Annotated in this window: 1 protein-coding gene; it reads right to left on the bottom strand. The window is 67.0% G+C overall.

What is annotated here, in order from left to right:
* Positions 1–80: 80 nt before the first annotated feature.
* Positions 81–21,836 (bottom strand): non-ribosomal peptide synthetase, encoded by a 21,756-nt coding sequence (locus CH271_RS11625; RefSeq protein ID WP_094633682.1) that lies wholly within the window; start codon positions 21,834–21,836, stop codon positions 81–83.
* Between the last annotated feature and the right edge of the window lie 53 nt (positions 21,837–21,889).

Below are 21,889 nucleotides of genomic sequence, written 5' to 3'. Positions count from 1 at the left end.
GCGCGTGGTCGTGGACGACGCGTCGGCCGATACGACCGTTCATCGTCCACGACGCGGCGAGCGTTGCAGTTCGCCTCACCCTATCGGTCGACGGTTCCTATCGACCCGGGCAGACGATGCACCGGAATGTCGACACCGCTCATCTCGGCACCGTCACCGTCGACCGACACGATCGCAACGAGGGCCTCGGTGTCCTCGGGCTGCAGTCGATCGACCCCGACGATGTCTGCGGCGGTGAGGAACGCATGGGTCACCCACTCGGCCGACACGAGGTCGGCGGCGTCCTCTGCCGATTCCGCCCGGTCGATCACCAGAGCTGCACCTGCCGCCGCAGCGATCACGCCGGCCAGAACTGCTGCAGCGGTGTCGAACCGGGTGGGAACGGCCAGCCGTGAATCGTAGGCCACGGACCAGTCGCTCACCGCATTCGTCGCCAGCGCAGCGAGCGTTCCATGATCTATGACGGTGCCGCCTTCGTCCACGACCAACGCCGGGCTGTCCGGTCCCAGAACCGCCGTTCTGTCCGAATACGTCACCGGCCGCGCGGAACTCGCGGCAATGGCGTCGACGACGTCCGGTTGCCCGAGGTGAATGGTCGTGACGGACCCGGCCCGGCTCGGCGCGTCGTCACCGTCGAGGACGAGGACGGATGCGCCCGCCCGCTCCAGAACGTCGGAGGAGTTCGACGTGGCAATCGGAGCCACGGCTCCGCCTGCCTTCGCCACCGCCCACCGCGTCACGACTGCCGCAACAGCGTCGGTGACAGTGACGCCGACGACGACTCCGGTTCGGACGCCACGTTCGATCAGTACCCGAGCCATACGTGAGGACTGCTCGTCGAGCTCACGGTAGGTGGTCTCGACTCCGTCCGACGACAACGCGGGCGCATCGGGATCTGCGTCCACCGTCGAGGTGAGTACCTGCGGCAAGGTCAGGTCCGACCGTGCCGGTGCCGCAGTGGAGTCAGCGGTCTGCGGGGTCTCGGTCAGTGCCGCCCGCTCGGAGGCGTCGAGCACGTCGATGTCGCCGACGACGACCGCTGGTGTTGCCGCCACAGCACCCGCGATGCGTGCAAATCGTTCCGCCAGCGACGCGACCGTGGACTCGTCGAACAGATCGGCGGCATACACCCATTCGACGTTCAGGGTTCCGGTGCCGCTGTTCCCGTCGGCGTGCTGGGTCTCCACCGTGACCTGCAGGTCGAATTTCGCCGTCGGCTCGAAGCCGCTGACGGGTTCGACCACCAGGTTCGGCAGCTCGAAGCGCGCCTCGCCGTGGGGCTCCACCGACAGCACCGTCTGGAACAGCGGGGTGTACCCGGCGTTCCGGTCCGGTGCGATGGTGTCGACGACCCGCTCGAACGGGACGTCCGAATTCGCGAAGGCTCGCAGGTCGGTCTCGCGTAGAGCGGTCAGCAGCTCTGCGAACGTCGAATCCGGGTCCACGTCCGTCCGCAGCGCCAGCGTGTTGACGAACATGCCCACCAGTCCGTCGAGCGCCTCGTGCCCGCGCCCGGCGATGGGCGTGCCGACGGCGAAGCTGCGAGAGCCGCTCATCCGCGACAACAGCACCCCGAGGACCGCGTGCAACACCATGAACAGAGTCGCGTTGTTCTCGCGCGCGATCGCGGCGAGCCCGGTGTGTACCGACTCGTCCAGCTCGACACTCACACTGGCTCCGCGCAGGTTGGCGGTAGCCGCCCGCGGCCGATCCCACGGCAACGACACGACCGGGGTGATCCCGCTGAGCTCGTCCGCCCAGAAGGCCAACTGCTGCGACAGAATCGACGTGGGGTCGCTGTCCGAGCCCAGCACCTGCCGCTGCCATACCGCGAAGTCCGCGTACTGCACCGTCAGCGGTTCGGGCGTGTAGTCGGTTCCCGACGCCGCAGCGAGGTACGCAGTCATGACGTCACGGGCCAGCGGTGCCATCGATGCGCCGTCTCCGCTGATGTGGTGCATCACGATGACGAAGACGTACTCGTCCGGGTCGAAGCGGAACAGTGCTCCCCGGACCGGGGGTGCGACGGTGACGTCGAAGCCCTCGTGGACGAGTGCGCGAATCCGTTCGGCGGTGTCGGAGTCGTCGGTCGCGTCGATCGGAGTCAGATCGGGTACGACCGATCCGGCGTCGACGAACTCCTGGTACGGCGAACCGCTCGCATCTTCCGGGTAGCGCGTGCGCAGTGCCTCGTGGCGTTCCACGGTGCTGGACACGGCGCTCTGCAGTGCCGCGACATCCAGCTCGCCTCGCAGACGGAGCGCCAGCGGCATGTTGTAGGCCCCGGACTCGGGGTCGAGTCGGTTCAGTACCCACATGCGCTGTTGCGCGAGCGACAACGGAACGGTCTGTCCGGCCGGTCGGCGACGCAGCGGCACACCGTTCGCGTCGTCGATGCGTGATTCGGCGCGCGCGGCGAGTGCCGAGACCGTCGAGGCCTCGAACAGGTCTCGGACACCGACCTTCTTCCCGAGCGCAGCCGACACCCGTGCCGCCACTCGCGTGGCGATCAGCGAGTTACCACCGAGATCGAAGAAGTCGTCGTCCGATCCGACCCGCTGCACGCCGAGCAGCTCCGCGTAGATCTCCGCCACGACCTCCTCGACCGGCGTTGCGGGAGCACGGAACTCGCGAACCTCGAACACCGGCTCCGGCAGTGCCTTTCGATCCAGCTTGCCGCTGGTGTTCAGCGGGAATTCCGCGAGCACCATCACCGTCGCCGGCACCATGTACTTCGGCAGCGCGCCGCCGACGAAGGTGCGTACCTCGGCCGGGTCCAGCGTTCTACCCGGCGCAGGCACTACATATCCGACGAGCTGGTCGCCGGCACCGGTGGTCGCCACCACGGCCGTGGCCTGGTTGACATCGGGATGGGCCAACAGTGCGGTCTCGATCTCACCGAGCTCGATCCGCTGGCCACGGAACTTGACCTGGAAGTCGGTGCGCCCGATGTACTCCAGGACTCCTGCAGCGCCCGGCCCCGATCGCCATCGGACAAGGTCTCCGGTGCGATACATGCGCTCGCCGGCAGCCGAGAACGGGTTCGCGACGAAGCGGTCCATCGTCAGGTCGACCCGCCCGAGGTATCCGTCGGCGAGCTGCGTCCCCGCCAGATACAGCTCACCCGCGGTCCCTGCGGCAACCGGATGCAGCCTGCCGTCGAGAACGTAGGCCTGGGTGTTCCATTCCGGCGCACCGATCGGGACGGTCGCGCCCTCGTCGGCAGACGTCTCCCAGTACGTCACAGTCACTGCGGCTTCGGTGGGGCCGTACAGGTTGTGGATCCCGGCAGAGGTGATCGCGCGGAAGTCCTTCACCGTCTCCGGGGGCAGTGCCTCACCCACCACGTAGACGTGTCTCAACGACCGGCACTGCTCCTCGGTGGCGTACGCGGCGAACACCGTGAGCATCGACGGCACGAAGTCCGTGACGGTGACGCCGTGCCGGGCGATGCGCTCCGCGACGTACGCCGGGTCGCGGTGGCCGTCCGGGGTCGCGAGAACGACGCTCGCACCGACCTGGAGTGGGAGGAAGAAGCCCCACAGTGACACGTCGAACGTCGTCGCCGTCTTCTGCAGGTAGACGTCGTTCTCGTCGAGCGAGTACTGGTCGATCATCCACGCCATCTCGTTGACGATCGCGCGGTGCGGCACCGCGACGCCCTTGGGTCGCCCGGTCGACCCGGACGTGAAGATGACGTAGGCGGTGTTCTCCGGGCGTACCGGTGCCAGTCGGTCGGCGTCGGCCACGGTGTCTGCCGGGTAGGACGCGAGATCGAGGGTGTCCAGTTCGAGAATCGGGAACCGTTCCGGCAGTCCCGTCCGATCGTGGCTGGTCGAGAGAACGGCGACTGGCACCGCGGTGTCGAGGATGTACTCGATGCGCTCGGCCGGGTGGTCCGGATCGATGGGTACGTATGCGCCGCCGGCTTCGAGGACGGCGTACATGCCGACCATCAGGTCGATGCCTCGCCTCATGCCGAGAGCGACGAGCGACTGCGGGCCGACGCCGAGCGAAATCAGTTTTCTGGCAAGACGATTGACCCGCTCCGAGAACTCGGCGTAGGTCACTGCGGTGCCCTCGTACAGCACGGCCGTGGCGTCCGGGTTCGCCGCAACCCGAGCCCTGAACGGCGCGGTCAACATGATGCCGGCGTCGACCTCGTGCGCAGTGTCGTTCCAGGTGTCGATCACTCGAGTTCGTTCGTCCGAGCCGAGCAGATCGATATCGCCGACCGCCGCCGCGGTGTCGGAGACGAAGGTCTCGAGAACACCGACGAGCCGGGACAGTATCGATTCCACGTAAGCAGCGTCGAACAGATCGCTGATGTACTTGAGCGTGAACGAGATTCGGTCCTCGGCCACGACGAGCAACGTCAGCGGATAGTGGGTGTTGTCGTTGGAGCTCACGCCCTCGACGGTCATGCCGTCGATGGCCGCAGCCTGTTGCGTCAGTTGCGCTTCGTCCACCGGGTAGGACTCGAAGATGGTCAGGGTGTCGAACAGATTCCCGACGCCGATCGCCCGCTGGATGTCGACCAGCCCCATGTGGTGATGGTCGAGAAGATCTGCTTGTTCACCCTGGATCCGGACCAGGTAGTTCTCCACCGTGTCGGCGGGATCGAAGCGCACCCGCACCGGGATGGTGTTGATGAACAGCCCGATCATCGACTCGACGCCGGGAAGAGCAGCGGGACGACCGGAGACCGTGGCACCGAACACGACATCGGTGCGGCCGGTGATGTGTGCGATCAACAGTCCGTATGCCGCTTGCACCAGCGTGTTGACGGTGACGCCGAGTCTGCCACCGAGCGCAACGAGCGACGCGGTGGTCTCGGCATCGACGAATCGCTCCGTCTCGGCCGAGCGTGCGGAGATCTCTCGTCCGACACTCGGCGGTGCGACGAAGGTCGATTCCTCGACACCGTCCAGTGCCCGAGTCCACGCGCTCAGAGACACGGCCGGGTCCTGTCGATCGAGCCACGCCAGGTACGAGCGATACGACCGCACCCGAGGCAGCGCCGCCGTCGAGCTCTGCGCCGCGTACAGGTACAACAGTTCCTTCATCACCAGCGGCAACGACCACCCGTCGAGCAACACGTGATGGTTGGTCATCGTGAGCTTGTACGTGGTCGGCGTGATCCTCACGAGCAGGAACCGCAGCAGGGGTGCCGTGGAGACGTCGAAGTGCCGTCGCTGATCCGCGGCCAGTGCGTCGGCGACGGCAGCGTCGCGTTCGAGCCCGTCCAGATGAGACAGATCGATCGTGTTCCACGGCAGCCGAACGTTCTGCTGAACGATCTGCACCGTCTCGCCGTCCGCGGTCGCGGTGAACGACGTACGCAGATTGTCGTACCGGTCCAGCAGCGTCTGCGCAGCGCGATGCAACCGTTCGGCGTCCACCTCGCCGGCCAGATCGAGTACGACCTGCATGGTGTAGACGTCGATCGACGCATCGGCGAACAACGCGTGGAAGAGCAGTCCCTGCTGCAGCGGCGACAGCGACCAGATGTCCGCCAGATCCGGGTACCGCGCCTCGAACGACGAGATGTCGGGCTGTGAGAGCCGCACCAGCGGAACGTCCGACGGGGTCAGGCCACCCGAGCCGGGTGCCTCGGCGTACGTGGCCAGCGCCGACAACGCGTCGGACCACAGCCCGGCGAGACGCTCGACCGTGTCCGCGGACACGGCTCCGGTCGGGAATGCGAAGGACGCACTCAGGACCCCACCCTCGTCGGTGTCCAGCACGATCGCGTTGATGTCGATCGTCTTGTTCGCGGCCATGTCGGCGTCGCCGGGCGCGGAGAGCTCACCGTCGGCGGCCGGCAACCAGCCGAGCGCCTTCATCTCGTCCGGGACCTCGCCGGTGTCGACCCGACCCAGGTAGTTGAAGCTGATCTGTCCGGTCCCGAGTTCCGCCAATTCCGCAGCGGTCTCGGAGTTCAGGTAACGGAGCAGTCCCCAGCCCATGCCTCGATCGGGCAGCGCCAGCATCTGTTCCTTGACGGCCTTGACGGCATCGCCGAGCTGCGACCCTCCCGCGAACGCAGCCTGGACATCGATTCCGGTCAGGTCGAGGCGGACGGGGAACAGGCTGGTCAGCCAGCCGACGGTGCGTCCCAGATCCGCTCCGGGAACCACCGCTTCCTCGCGGCCGTGGCCTTCGAGCTGCACCAGCGTTGCCGGTGCGGTGACGCCGCTCTCCGACCGTAGTCTCGTGACGGCCAGAGCGAGCCCGGCCAGCAACCCGTCGCCGACACCACCGCGGAAGATCTCCGGAACGGTGGTCAGCAAGGTGCGCGTGACGTCGGGTGCCAGTTCGATGTTCACCCGTTCGAGCGTCGCCACGACGTCGACGGCGGGATCGAAGGGCCGGTCGCCCAGCACGGGATCCTCGGTGTCGGCGATCGAGCGCCACAGCGGCAACTCGGCCAGCCGGGCCTCGCTCGCTGCCGCGTCGACCAGTGCATGCGTCCACCGCCGCATCGAGGTTCCGACCTCGGGGAGGCTCGGGTCCACTCCCGCGGACACCTGAGCCCAGGCGGAGACGAAGTCGGGAACCAGAATTCGCCACGACACTCCGTCGATCACGAGGTGGTGCGCCGCGACGGTCAGCGTGCCCGCTTCCTCGGGTCCTCGATCGACCCAGACGAGGGCGAGCATGCGCCCGGCCGTGGGGTCGAGCGTTCCGACTGCATCGTCGAACGATGACGCAGCCGAGCCGGTATCGGCCCGGGTGAGCAGTGCATCCACGTCGACGGTACCGGTGCCCGCAACATCGAGACCCCAGCCGCGGTCGTCGCGCACCAGGGTCGACCGCAGCACGTCGTGTCGATCGACCACTGCGGTCACCGTGGCGAGAATCCCGGCTCGGTCGATACCGAGCGGCAGCTCCAGTGTGACGGCCTGATGGAAGCGTGACCATCCGCCGCCGCGCTCGATCATCGCCACACCGAACGGAGGTAGCGGCATCCAGCCGACGCCGCCGCCGTCGAGTTCTTCGAGCACGGCCGCGTCAGCGCCCTCACCGACGATCACGGCGACCTCGGCGAGACCGGCAACAGTCTTGCGCTCGAACACATCTCGCGGCCCGAACTGAATTCCCCTGGCCTTCGCGCGAGAGACGAGCTGAATCGAGACGATGCTGTCGCCGCCGAGCGCGAAGAACGAATCGTCGACGCCGACGGTGTCGAGGCCGAGCACGTCCGCGAAGACCTCGGCAATGACGCGTTCGGTGTCGGTTGTCGCCGTACGGAATTCGGCATCGCTCCCGAATTCCGGTTCGGGTAGTGCTCTGCGGTCCAGCTTGCCGTTCGGCCCGAGTGGGAGGGCATCGAGCACGATGAGCCCGGCCGGAACCATGTATTCCGGAACCAGGGTGGCGACCGAGGTGGTGACCGCAGCGGTGTCGATCGTCTCCCCGGAGACAGGAACGACGTACCCGACCAGTAGTTCACCTGCCGACGGGGTCCGGCGGACGAGAACCACGGCCTGGTCGACCGACGGGTCGGCAGTCAACGCGGCTTCGATTTCGCCGAGCTCGATCCGCAGGCCTCGGAGTTTGACCTGGAAGTCGGTGCGGCCGAGGTACTCGAGTTCGCCGTCTGCGTTCCAGCGAACCAGGTCGCCGGTGCGGTACATCCGCGAGCCGACACTGCCGTGCGGGTCGGCGACGAACCGGTCGGCGGTGAGGTCCGGACGGCCGAGGTATCCGCGGGCCAGTTGCCGCCCGGCGAGATACAGCTCCCCGGGTACCCCGACCGGGACCGGGTGCAGGCGTGCATCGAGCACGGTGACTCGGGTGTTCCAGACCGGTGCACCGATGGGAACCGACACGGTGTCCGACGGCAGGACTCGGTGATAGGTGACGTCGACCGCCGCCTCGGTCGGGCCGTACAGGTTGTGCAGTTCGGTGGCAGGCAGTGCAGCGCGCAGGGCGGAGGCAACCGATGCAGGCAGCGCCTCGCCCGAGGCGAAGACCGCACGCAGGCCGGTGCAGCTCGAGACACCGTCCGCGGCGGCGAACACGGCCAGCAGCGACGGGACGAAGTGCGCGACCGTGATGCCGCGTTCGGCGACGGTGCTCACCAGGTATGCCGGGTCTCGGTGGCCGTCGGGCACTGCGATGACGAGTTCGGCGCCGATCTGCAACGGCCAGAACAGTTCCCAGACCGATACGTCGAACGTGACCGGAGTCTTCTGCAGGACCTTGTCCTGGTCGGTGAGACGGTACTCGTCCTGCATCCACAGCAGGCGGTTGACGATGGCCTCGTGGCTGACCGCAACGCCTTTGGGACGGCCGGTGGAGCCGGAGGTGAAGATGACGTACGCGGTGTCCGCCGGTCGCAGCGGTGCGGTTCGCTCGGCATCGGTCACCGGTGCCGTGGACAGACCTGTCGTGTCGACGGTGTCGACCAGGATCGTGGCGGCGTCGGTGACGAGACCTGCGCCGTCGTGCTCGGTCGTGAGCAGCACCACCGGTGCCGCCGTGTCCAGGATGTAGCCGATTCGTTCGGCCGGAAGGTCCGGGTCGATCGGGACGTAGGCACCACCGGCGGCGAGCACGGCGTAGATGCCCGTCAGCATGTCGATCGAGCGGCGCATGGCCGTGGCCACCACAGTTTCCGGGCCGACTCCCTCGGCGATGAGCAGGCGCGCGAGCGCGTTGACCCGCTCGGAGAACTCGCGGTAGGTCACTCGATCGTCGGCGAAGCTCGTGGCGATGTTCTCCGGTGACGCCGCAACTCGGGTCTCGAACAGCGACACCAGAGTTGCGCCGGGATCCACCTCGTGCGCGGTCGCGTTCCATTCCTCGAGGACGCGGGTACGTTCGCCTTCCTCGAGGATGTCGATGTCGCCGACGACTCCGTCCGGTGCGTCGGTGAGCGCGTGCAGCACCCGCACGAGCCGTCGCCCGAGAGACGCCATGCTGGACTCGTCGAAAAGATCGGTGGCGTAGTCGAATTGCACGTCGATGCCGGCCGCAGCACCGTGCTCGTCGGTGTTCTCCCACAGTGTCACCTGCAGGTCGAACTTCGCGAACGCGCTACCGAGATCGATTCCCTCGACGCTCAGCCCGGGCAGGGCCAACGTCTGACGATTCAGGTTCTGGAACGTCAACATGACCTGGAAGATCGGGTGACGAGCCTGAGAGCGGTCCGGGGCCAGCTCGTCGACGAGCCGCTCGAACGGCACGTCGGCGTGCCCGAAGGCACCCAGGTCGGCCTCACGAACTGCGGCGAGCTGCTCGCGCAACGTTGCCGCGGGGTTCATCGCGGTACGGAGGGCGAGCGTGTTGACGAACATGCCGACGAGCTCGTCCAGATCCGCGTCACCGCGACCTGCGACCGGGGTGCCGATCGTCACGTCGTCGGTTCCCGCCATCGCGCCGAGGAGCACCGCGAGCGCGGTGTGCACCACCATGAAGTTCGTGGCGTTTCCTGCTCGGGCGGCCCGAGCGATGTTCGACTGAAGAGCCTCGTCGATCGAGAAGTTGTATGCCGCACCGCGATACGACGCCACCGCCGGGCGCGGTCGGTCGGTCGCGAGATCGAGCTGCGCCGGGGCACCGGCCAGAGCCGACGTCCAGTAGGCGAGCTGCTTCGCCAACGGCGAATCAGGGTCGTCCTCGGAACCGAGCACCTCGCGTTGCCACAACGCGTAGTCCGCGTACTGCACCGGAAGTGGTGCCCACTGCGGGCTCTCCCCCGCGGCACGGGCGGTGTAGGCCACCATGACGTCGCGCGTCAGGGGTCCCATCGAGAACCCATCAGCGGCGATGTGGTGGGCGACGAACGCCAATACGTGCTCGGTCTCGCTCACCCGCAGGATCCGGATTCGCACCGGAACAGCTCGGGTCACATCGAATCCCGCGGAAACGAAGTCGCGCAGGGCCTGCTCGATCGAACTCTCGTCCACGTCGTCGACGACGACCGTCACGCCGGCCTCCGCGGTACCGAGCACCACCTGATGGCCTCGTCCGTCGACCTCCGGGTACACGGTGCGCAGAATTTCGTGCCGCGCCAGCACGTCGTGCACGGCGTTGGTGAGTGCATCGACATCGACGCTGCCGGACAATCGAATCGCGACCGGGATGTTGTTCACGGCGGAGGTCGGATCGAATTGGCTCAGGAACCACATGCGCTGCTGAGCCATCGACAGCGGCACCGAGTCCGGTCGTGTTCGAGCCGTCAGTGCCCGGCGCGCGCCGGTACCCACCTCGGACTCGATCGCGCGTGCGAGCGACTGCACCGTCGGCGACTCGAAGATCGAGCGGACCGGCACCTGCGTATCGAGCGCCGCCCCCAGCCGGGAGACCACCTGGGTGGCGATCAACGAGTTACCGCCGAGCGCGAAGAAGTCGTCGTCCAGACCCACGCGCTCCACAGCGAGTACCTCGGCGAAGACCGCCGCGACGGTCTCTTCCACCGGGTTGGTCGGTGCGCGGAACTCGGCTGTCTCGAACTGTGGTTCGGGGAGCGCCTGTCGATCCAGCTTGCCGTTGACGCCTCGCGGGAGAGCGTCGAGCACGACGAAGGCCGACGGGATCATGTACGACGGCAGACGTTCGGCGAGTGTCCGGCGGATGCCGTCCTGATCCAGTGTCACCCCGATGGCGGGCACGAGGTAGGCCACCAGCCGTGCGCCCGATCCCGTGTCAGCGAGAGCGATCACGGCGACGTCACGGATCTCGTCGAGCGATCCGAGAGCGGCATCGATGTCGCCGAGTTCGATACGGAAACCGCGAATCTTCACCTGGAAGTCGGTACGGCCGACGTACTCCAGTTCGCCGTCGGCGCGCCAGGAGACGAGGTCACCGGTCCGGTACAGGCGGCCGCCGGGGGTGAACGGGTCCGCGACGAAACGCTCGGCGCTCAGATCCGGCCGCGCGAAGTACCCGTCGGCCAGCTGCGCACCCGCGAGGTAGAGCTCGCCGGCGACGCCGGCCGGAACGGGAGCCAGACGCGAATCCAGAACGTAGACACGGGTATTCCACTCCGGGCCACCGATGGGAACCGTGGTGCCGTCGACGGTCGCCACTCGATGCGCGGTCACCGACACCGCTGCCTCGGTCGGTCCGTACAAGTTGTCCAGTCGCGCAGCAGAACTGCGCAGTGTGCGCTCGGCCGTCGCGACGGGCAGCGCCTCGCCGATCGCCAGGATCCGTGTCAGATGCCGCGGTAGGACTCCCGCCGACGCGGTGACCAACGCGTCGAGAACGGACGGCACGGTGTGCAGTGTCGTCACCGATTCCCGGTTCATCAGATCGACGAGGTAGGCGGGATCGCGGTGGCCCTCGGCGTCGGCGACCACGATCGCACCACCGGAGACGGTGGCGACCCAGAATTCCCACACGGACAGATCGAAGGTGGCGGCAGTCTTGAGCAGTACCCGGTCCGTGGTGCCCAGCCCGTAATGGGCGCTCTGCCAGAGCAGCTGGTTGACGATGGCGGCATGACCGACCGCGACGCCCTTGGGACGGCCGGTGGATCCGGACGTGAAGATGACGTACGCGGTGTTCGCGGGCCGCAGCGGCGAGGTGCGCTCGCTGTCGGTGACGGGCGCGTCCGAGACCTCTGCACCCAGCAGTCGAGGATCGGTGTCGACGAGCAGAACCGGAATCGACTCGAAGTCGACATCGTCACGCGCAGTGCTCAACACCAGAGCGGGAGCGGCTACCTCGAGAATGTAGGCATTGCGGTCCGCCGGCTGATCCGGGTCGATGGGTACGTACGCCCCGCCTGCCTTGGCGACGGCGTACATCGCCACGAGCAGATCCACCGAGCGCCTGATCGCCAGGGCAACCGTCACCTGCGGACCGACGCCTGCACCGATCAGGACGCGAGCCAACCGGTTGATTCGACGATCGAACTCGGCGTACGACAGCGATTCTCCCGCATGGACCACCGCGATCGCGTCGGGCTGCGCCTGCACCTGTCGGTCGAACAGCGATACCAGGGTCTGCGACGAATCGACATCGTGATCGGTGTCGTTCCACGTGCGCACGATCCGGGTGTGCTCCTCGGGCGAGAGCAGAGCGAGATCGCCGATGACGGCCGAGGGGTCCTGGGCCACTGCGGCGAGGAGGCGAACGAACCGGTCGGCAAAGGCTTCGACCGTGGCGCGATCGAAGAGATCGGTGGCGTAACCGAATTCGGCCGACAGTTCCGCAGGCGAGCCGTCCGCGTCGTAACGATCCGAGATGGACAGCTGCAGATCGGTCTTGGCCGTCACAGCATCCGCCTCGACGGCACTCACCGTCAGACCCGGCAGCTCGAACGTCGACTCGGCGAGGTTCTGGAAGGACAGGCCCACCTGGAACAGGGGGTTGCGTGCCGTCGACCGCACCGGGTTCAGCACCTCCACGAGACGCTCGAACGGAACGTCGGAGTGCGCGAACGCGGCCAAGTCCCGCTCACGGGCCTGAGCGAGCAACTGACGGAAGGTCATCGACGATTCGACGGTCGACCGGAAGACGAGAGTGTTGACGAACATCCCGATCATCGAATCGAGAGCCCGCTCGCCGCGGCCGGCGATGGGCGTTCCGACGGCGATGTCCTCGGAACCGGACAGGCGTGCGAGCAACACCGCGAATGCCGAGTGCACCACCATGAACAACGTTGCCTGCTCGGTACGTCCGAGCTCGGCGAGAGCGGCGTGCGTGCCTGCGTCGACGGTGAACCGCACCGCATCGCCGCGGAAACTCTGCGCAGGCGGGCGCGGGCGGTCGGTCGGCAGTACCAGTTGATCCGGGAGCTCGGCGAGCGCATCTTTCCAGAACGACACCTGCTGCGCTGCAACGGAATCAGGATCCGATTCGGTACCGAGCACGGTTCGCTGCCACAACGCGAAGTCGACGTACTGCACCTCGAGCGGCTCCCAGTCCGGGGCCGCCCCTGCAGATCTCGCGGTGTACGCGGTCATGACGTCGACGGCCAGCGGGCCCATCGACGCACCGTCGGCCGACACGTGGTGTACGACGAAGGCCAGGACGTGCTCGTTCTCACCCACGCGGAACACACGCGCGTCGACCGGCACCTCGACGGTGACATCGAAGCCGCGCCCGAAGAACTCGGTAACAGCCGCAACGACATTCGCACCGGCCACGTCGCGGACGGCGAGGTCCATCGGCACCTCGGACGCCGAGAGCACCTGCTGGAACGGGCCCTGCGCCGAGTCCGGGTACCGGGTACGAAGAGACTCGTGGCGTTCGACGACGTCGCCTACCGCGGACTGCAGCGCAGCGACGTCGAGCTCGCCGGACAACCGCACAGCGAACGGAATGTTGTCCACCGACGACGTCGTGTCGAACTGGTTGAGGAACCAGTACCGCTGCTGCGCCGGCGAGAGCGGTGGGCGCTCGGGACGCGGACCCGCCACGAGTGCAGCTCGACCGCCCGAACCGACAGCGCTCTCCACGTGCGCCACCAGCGCGGCGACGGTCGAGCTCTCGAACAGCGCGCGCACCGGCACGACGGTGTCCAGGGCCGCGCCGAGTCGCGAGACCACCTGGGTGGCGATCAACGAGTTACCGCCCAGGGCGAAGAAGTCGTCGTCCAATCCCACTCGATCGATGTGCAGGACGTCGGCGAACACTCCGGCAACGATCTCCTCGACCGCGGTTGTGGGTGCTCGGAATTCACGGGCCTCGAACACGGGTGCGGGAAGTGCGGCGCGATCCAACTTGCCGACAGGGGTCAGTGGAACGGTGTCGAGCACGATGATCGACGACGGAATCATGTAGGCCGGCAGTGATTTTCCGACGAAGGCGGTCAACTCGTCGACGTCGACGACGGACCCGCGCGTCGGCAGAACGTACGACACGAGGGCCGTGACGCCCGACGGCAGTTCGTGACCGAGTGTGACGGCGAAGTCGACCTCGGGAACGGCGGTGAGCGCGGAATCGATCTCGCCGAGCTCGATACGGAAGCCGCGCACCTTGACCTGGAAGTCGGTGCGTCCGACGAACTGCAGCTGCAGGTCGTCGGTCCACCGCACCACGTCGCCGGTGCGATACATCCGTGCGCCGTCGATGCCGTACGGGTTGGCCACGAAGCGCTCGGAAGACAGACCGGGCCTACCGAGATAACCGCGAGCGAGCGCACCGCCCGACAGGTAGAGGTCACCCGCGACACCGGTCGGAACGGGTTCGAGACGGGAATCGAGGATCAGCACGGACATGCCGTGAATCGGTCGACCGATGGTGATCGGCTCGCCGGGCGTCAACTCGGCGAAGCTGGAGATGATCGTGGTCTCGGTCGGTCCGTACCCGTTGAAGTACTTCCGGTCCCCTGCCCACCGGGCGAGCAATTCGGGAGTGGTCACGTCGCCGCCGACCGAGAGCACCTCGAGCGAATCGATCCCGTCGGGACTCATCGTGCCGAGCACCGCGGGCGTGATGATCGTGTGAGTGACCCTCTCCGCCTTCAACAATTCGGACAACTCGGTGCCGCCGAGAATCGATGCCGGTACGACCACCAACGTCGCGCCGACGGAGAACGCCGCCATCCACTCCAGGACCGAAGGATCGAAGTTGGGCGAGCAGACGTGCAAGAACCTCGAGGCCGGTTTCAGGTGGTACAGGTCGGTTGCTGCGTCGAGAACACCGCCGAGTCCGGCGTGCGTGACGACGACGCCCTTCGGCTTGCCGGTCGAGCCCGAGGTGTAGATGACGTAGGCCGGGTTCTGGAACGTGACGGGTCGCAGGCGGTCGGCGTCGGTGACCGGCTCGGCAGAGCCGGTGCGGACCTCGGCCACGAACTCCTCGTCGTCGACGCTCAGCCAGAGCAGATCCTGCTGTCCGTCGGCGAGCCGATCCGAGTGCGCCCGGGTGGTCAGGCCGAGTACGGCCTCGGAGTCCGAGACCATGTGGGCGATGCGATCCTGCGGGTACGTCGGGTCGACGGGTAGGTGTGCAGCCCCGGATTTGGCCACTGCCCACACCGCGAGCACCATGAAGTAGGAGCGCTGGAATCCAAGAGCCACAACGGATTCGGGGCCGGCCCCGCGCTCGATGAGCACCCGGGCGAGCTGCGAGGACGTCGCATCGAGTTCGGCGTACGAGATCGAGCGGCCCTCGTAGCGGATCGCGGTCGCCGACGGGTCGAGTGCGGCTCCGGCAGCGAAGATCTCGGCCAGAGTGCCACCGGCCAACACGTCGTCACCGTGGACGTGTGTGAGCCGGTCGTACTCGTCGTCGTAGAGGATGGACAGATCGCCCACCGGGGTGTTCGGTGTCGCCACGATCGCTTCGAGAAGCCAACGGAAACGACGCGAGAACACCTCGATCGTCTTCTCGTCGAACAGGTCTCGCGCATAGAGGAAGCCGGCGGCCAGACCGGTGCCGTCGGACTTCTCGTGCAGCGTCAACGACAGGTCGAACTTGGCGGTGTCGACCTCGACGTCCACAGCCGAGACCGTCAGTCCGGGTAGGTGCAATTCGCTCGGCGGGAGGTTCTCGAACGCGATCGCCACCTGGAACAGCGGGTGCCTGGCTGTCGTGCGCTCGGGTTCGAGCAGATCGACGAGACGCTCGAAGGGGATGTCCGCGTGTGCGAACGCATCGAGGTCGACGTCCCGGACGTGGCCGAGGAGGTCGGTGAATCCCTTGCTTCGATCGACCGAGGTGCGGAGCACCAGGGTGTTGACGAACATACCGATCACGTCGTCCAGGACGGCCTCGCCGCGGCCTGCGACGGCGGTACCCACTGCAACGTCGTCCGACGTCGACATACGAGCGAGGAACAGCGCGAGTGCACCGTGCAGCACCATGAACAGGGTGGTTCCGGTCGACCGGGCCAGATCGTCGAGCGAGGCGCGCAGCTCCGCATCGATGTCGAACTGGAACCGCCCGCCCGAGTAGGTCTGGACCGCAGGACGCGGCCGGTCGTACGGCAGAGTCAGCTCACTGGGCAGGTCCGCCAGTGCGGAACGCCAGTAGTTCGCCTGTGCTGCCATCAGGCTGCTCGGGTCCGCGTCGTCTCCGAGCACGGCGCGCTGCCACAGCGCGAAGTCGGCGTACTGAACCGACAGGGGCGTCCACTGCGGAGCCTCGCCGGCCACACGAGCGAGGTACGCGGTCATGACATCGCGCGTCAGCGGGCCCATGGACCACCCGTCGGCACTGATGTGGTGAACCACGACGACCAGCACGTACTCGTCGTCGGTGACCCGGAACAATCTGGCGCGCAACGGAATCGATTGGGTGACGTCGAATCCTTCGGAGGCGAAGGCGATCACGTCCGCCACCGCTCCGTCGGCGGACGGTGCGATGGGCGTCAGGTCCGGTGCCACCGATTCGGCAGGCAGGATTACCTGGTGCCCCGCTCCGTCCACACTCGGGTAGACCGTGCGCAGTGCTTCGTGCCGGTCGAGAACGTCGGTGACCGCCGCGTTCAGGGCCGCGGTGTCGAGTGCTCCGGTGAGCCGGATCGCCACGGGGATGTTGTTGACCGCCGATTCGGGCTCGAATCGGTTGAGGAACCACATCCGCTGCTGGGCGAGCGAGAGCGGAATTCGTTCGGGGCGTTCCTGCGGCACCAGGGGCGCGGACGCTCCGTGGCCGACGTGGCTTTCCAACGCAGCAGCCAAGGCTGCCACCGTGCCTGCCTCGAACATCGTTCGGACGGGCACCGTCGTGCCCAGTTCGGCACCGAGTCGTGCGGCGACCTGAGTGGCGACGAGCGAATTGCCGCCGAGCGCGAAGAAGTCGTCGTCCACACCGACTCGGTCGAGTCCGAGAACCGCGCCGAACACGTTTGCGACGATCTCTTCGATCGGATCGGACGGTGCTCGGTAGGGTGTTGCCTCGAATTCCGGATCGGGCAGTGCTTTTCGATCGAGCTTGCCACTTCCGCCGAGCGGGAACTCCGCCAATTCCACGACGGTGGACGGCACCATGTACTCGGCCAGACGCTCACGTAGTGCCGTGCGTACCCGGTCCACGTCGATCGAGCCTTCGGCGGGAACGACGTAGGCGACCAGTTGTTCTCGTCGCACGAGCACCACGGCCTGAGCGATCTCGGGCAGATCCAACAGAGCCGATTCGATTTCGCCGAGTTCGATACGCAGGCCACGCAGCTTCACCTGGAAGTCGGACCGGCCCACGTACTCCACTTCGCCGGTGGGCAGCCATCGCACCACGTCGCCGGTGCGGTACATCCGCTCACCGTCGACTGCGAACGGATCGGCGACGAAGCGATCCGCGGTCAGATCGGGTCGGCTCACGTATCCCCTGGCGAGCTGGACACCCGAGAGGTAGAGCTCTCCCGACACTCCGACCGGAACCGGCCGCAAGGACGAATCGAGAACGTACACATCGGTGTTCCACACCGGCGAGCCGATCGGCACCACTGCGGTGTCCGCGTCGGTGACCGCGTGATACGTCACGTCGACGGCAGCTTCGGTCGGGCCGTACAGGTTGTGCACCGACACCTGCGGGAGTGCGCGGCGCAGTGAATGTGCGGTGGCAGGCGCGAGCGCCTCCCCCGAGGCGAACACCGTACGCAGCGACGCTCCCGCGTCCGGCCTGCGCAGTGCCTCCGGCGCGAACACCGACATCATCGACGGCACGAAGTGCACCACCGAAACCTGTTCGCGTGCAATGACATCGAGCAGGTACGACGGATCCCGATGGCCCTCGGGAACGGCGACGACCACCGATGCGCCGATCTGGAACGCCCAGAAGAACTCCCACACCGACACGTCGAACGTAGCCGGCGTCTTCTGCAACACCACGTCCTGCGGACCGAGGGGGTACTCGTGCTGCATCCACGACAACCGGTTGACGATCGCCGCGTGCGATACGCCGACGCCCTTCGGCCGACCCGTCGACCCCGAGGTGAAGATGACGTATGCGAGGTTCTCTGCCCGCAGCGGTGCCGTCCGCTCCACATCGGTCACCGGCGCCGACGAGTATTCCGACACGTCGACGGTGTCGATGTCCACCGTCTCCACACTTGGGAACTCGACGTGGTCTCGGGTGCTCGAGAGCACCCGTACCGGCGCGGCCGTGCTCACGATGTACTCGTTGCGCTCCGCCGGCTGAGCCGGATCGATGGGTACGTACGCGGCACCGGCCTTGACGATCGCGTACATGCCGACGAGCAGCTCGATGCTGCGGCCTACCGCGAGGCCGACCGTCGAATCGGTCCCGACACCCACCGACAACAGGTACCGCGCCAGGCGGTTCGCGCGCGCGTCGAGCTCGGCGTACGTCAGCCGAACGTCCTCGAACACCAGGGCCTGCGCGTCGGGAGTCTGCTCGACGCGAGCGTCGAACCGATCCACCAGCGTTGTTCCGCCGGGGATCTCGTGCGCCTGCCCCGAACCGAACGCCAGCACGGACTTCTGCTCGACCGAGTCGAGCAGGTCGATCTCTCCGACGGCTACGGCTGGCGCTGCGGTGACCGCACGAAGAACACGAACGAACCGCTCACCGAACCGGTCCATCGTCGATTTCTCGAAGAGGTCCGCAGCATAGGTCAGGGCGACCGTCAGGCCTGCGGGCTCGGAGCCGGCCGGTGCCGAATCCCACAGCGTCACCTGCAGATCGAACTTCGCCAGGTCTGCTTCGTAGTCGACCGCCGCGATGGTCAAGCCGGGCAGTTCCACCGAGGTTCGGTCCAGGTTCTGGAACGTCAACATCACCTGGAACAGCGGGTGTCGTGCCTGCGAGCGCACCGGGGCCAACACGTCCACCAGACGCTCGAACGGCACCTCGGCGTGCGAGAACGCGGCGAGGTCCACCTCCCGCGTCTCGCGCAGCAGATCGTCGAACGACGTCCGTGGATCGACTTCGGTGCGCAGCACCAGTGTGTTGACGAACATGCCGACGACGTCGTCGAGGGCCGCATCACCACGGCCGGCGACCGGAGTACCGATACTGATGTCGTCGGCGGCGGCGAGCTTGGCCAGCAACACCGCCAGTGCGGCATGCACGACCATGAACGTCGTTGCGTTGTGGTCCCGTCCGAGCTTCTCCAGCTCGCGGACGAGGTCGGCGTCGATCTCGAACGTGTGCGTGCCGCCGTTGGTGGTGGCGACAGCCGGGCGAGGACGATCGGTCGGTAGCTCCAATTGGTCGGGAGCACCACCGAGCTGGTGCCGCCAGTAGTTCTCCTGCGCCGAGATCAGCGAATCCGGATCGTCCTCGCTACCGAGGACGGCCCTCTGCCACAGCGTGAAGTCCGCGTACTGCACCTCGAGCGGAGTCCATCGAGGGGCCTGGTCGTTCGAGCGGGCAACGTAGGCCGCCACCACGTCTCGCGTCAGCGGGCCCATCGAGAATCCGTCGGCCGCGATGTGGTGCACCACGAACGCAAGCACGTGCTCGGTCTCGGACGTCTCGAGCAGCACCGCACGGAAGGGCAGCTGTACCGCCAGATCGAAGGGCCTGAGCGCGAATTCGAGCAGCGCGGCGGGGACGTCGGCTCCGGTGGCCGTCGCTCGCTCCAATTCCACTGCCACCGAGTCCGATTCGAGCACTCGCTGGAAGCCGATACCGTCGTGATCGGGGTAGACCGTCCGCAGCGATTCGTGCCGATCCAACACGTCGACCAAGGCCGACTGCAGGGCCGTGAAATCGAGTTCACCACTCAACGCGATGGCGACCGGGATGTTGTTCACAGCCGAGTCCGGCTCGAATCGGTTGAGGAACCACATCCGTTGCTGGGCCAGCGACAGCGGCACACGTTCGGGCCGCTGCTGCGCAACCAACGCCGGTCGCGCGTGCGTCGAGCCTGCGGCGTCGACTGCCGCGGCGAGTTCGGCGACGGTCGGTGCGTCGAAGAACGACCGCACATCCACCGCGGTGCCCAGTTCTGCGTTGACTCGCGCGATCACGCGGGTGGCGTTGAGCGAGTTTCCGCCGAGGACGAAGAAGTCGTCGTCGACGCCGATGCGATCGATGCCGAGCACGGTCTCGAAAATCGCCGCCAAGGCCGTTTCGGTGTCGGTGCTCGGGGCGCGGTATTCGCGTACGAGCGACGCGAAATCGGGAGCGGGCAACGCCTTTCGGTCGAGCTTTCCGCTGGCACCGAGCGGGAACTCGTCCAGGACGACGAATACCGACGGCACCATGTACTCGGGCATACGACGGCGCACCGCGTCCGCGAGGCCGTCGTGATCGAGCTCGGGTTCGGTACTGACGACGTAACCGACGAGCTGCTCGCCCAGCTGTGCCTGCGACCGGTCGGCGTGAACGAGCACAGCGGCCTGAGTCACCTCGGGCTCGGCGAGCAGCGCTTGCTCGATCTCGCCGAGTTCGATGCGGAGGCCGCGTAGCTTGACCTGGAAGTCGGTGCGGCCGATGTACTCGATCAGGCCGTCGCCGCGTCGGCGCACCAGGTCGCCGGTGCGGTACATGCGGTCACCCGGCTCACCGAACGGGTCGGCCACGAATCGATCGGCCGTCAGGTCGGTGCGGCCGAGGTATCCGCGAGCGAGCTGCACGCCCGCGAGATAGAGCTCTCCCTCGACTCCACGGGGTGAGCGCCGCAGACCCTCGTCGAGCACGTAGAGGTCGGTGTCGTCGACGGCAGCGCCGATCGGTACCGAGGCCTCTTCCACCTGCTGGGTTCGGTAGTACGTGACGTCGACGGCCGCTTCGGTCGGCCCGTAGAGGTTGTGCAGTTCCGCGTTCGAGATCGAGTGGAACGCGTTGACGGTCCGCGCCGGGAGGGCCTCACCGGAGGCGAACACCATCCGAAGCGAATCGGCCTGCGCAGCAGTGGGTTCGGCGACGTACACCGAGAGCATGGACGGCACGAAGTGCGTCACGGTCACGCTGCGCTCGCCGATGATGCGGGCGAGATAGGCGGGGTCGCGGTGTCCGTCGGGCTCGGCGATCACGAGCGTGGCACCGATCTGCAACGGCCAGAAGAACTCCCACACCGACACGTCGAACGTGAACGGAGTCTTCTGCAACACGACGTCGGCAGCGCTCATCGCGTACTCGCGCTGACGCCAGGAGATGTTGGCGACGATGGCGCGGTGGCTCACCGCCACACCCTTCGGACGTCCCGTCGAACCGGACGTGAAGATGACGTAGGCGAGGTCGTCCTCGGTCAGGGCGGCGCGTCGATCCGCATCGGTGATCCGCCCTCCCGGCACATCGGTCAGGTCGACGTCGTCGACGAGAACGGTGACGGTGCTCTCGGGCAGCTGCGGCAGGTCGTTCGTGGTCGTCAGGACCAGGACCGGGTTCGCGGTGTCGAGAACGTACCCGAGTCGATCGATCGGATGATCCGGGTCCAACGGAACGTAGGCTCCGCCTGCTGCGGAGACGGCGTACATACCCACCAGCAGATCGAACGATCGGCGAATCGACAGTCCCACCGCCGAATCGGGGCCGACGCCCCGTGCGATCAGCACTCGGGCGAGACGCTCGACCGACGCGGCGAACTCGGCATAGGTTCGAGTCTCGTCGCCGAAAACGAGGGCAGGTGCATCCGGGGTGCGCTCGGCCTGATCGGCGAACAGTGTGTACAGCGTGGTGGCTTCGGGATCGGCCGGGCTCGACGTCGAATCGTCGTCGCCGAGAACCGACACTGCATCCGCGACGACGGTCGACACGACGGCATCCAGACCACCCTCGGTGGCCTCGATCAGGCCCGCGAGAGTGTTGGACAGCACGACCGGGACCAGCGCGTCGGGGCCGAGGACGCCGCCCATGGCCGCATCGAGGGTGGTGATCTCCTCGTCCAGGCGGGCGTAGGTCAGTTCCGTACCGAGGTGCACGAGCGCTACGCGGTCGGGTTCGACCGCTGCAACGCTCCGAACCAAGCGCGGAAGGTCCTCGACCGTCAGAGCTGCATCGCTTCGACGTCCTACCGCCATCTAACTTTTCCTCCTGATCGATCCACGTGCACAACCGGCGAACTCGGTTCTCG

This window comes from Rhodococcus sp. 05-340-2 (assembly GCF_002258915.1).
Taxonomy (GTDB): domain Bacteria; phylum Actinomycetota; class Actinomycetes; order Mycobacteriales; family Mycobacteriaceae; genus Rhodococcoides.
Note: the sequence above shows the minus strand (reverse complement) of the source record. Positions and strands in the feature narration are given on the sequence as shown.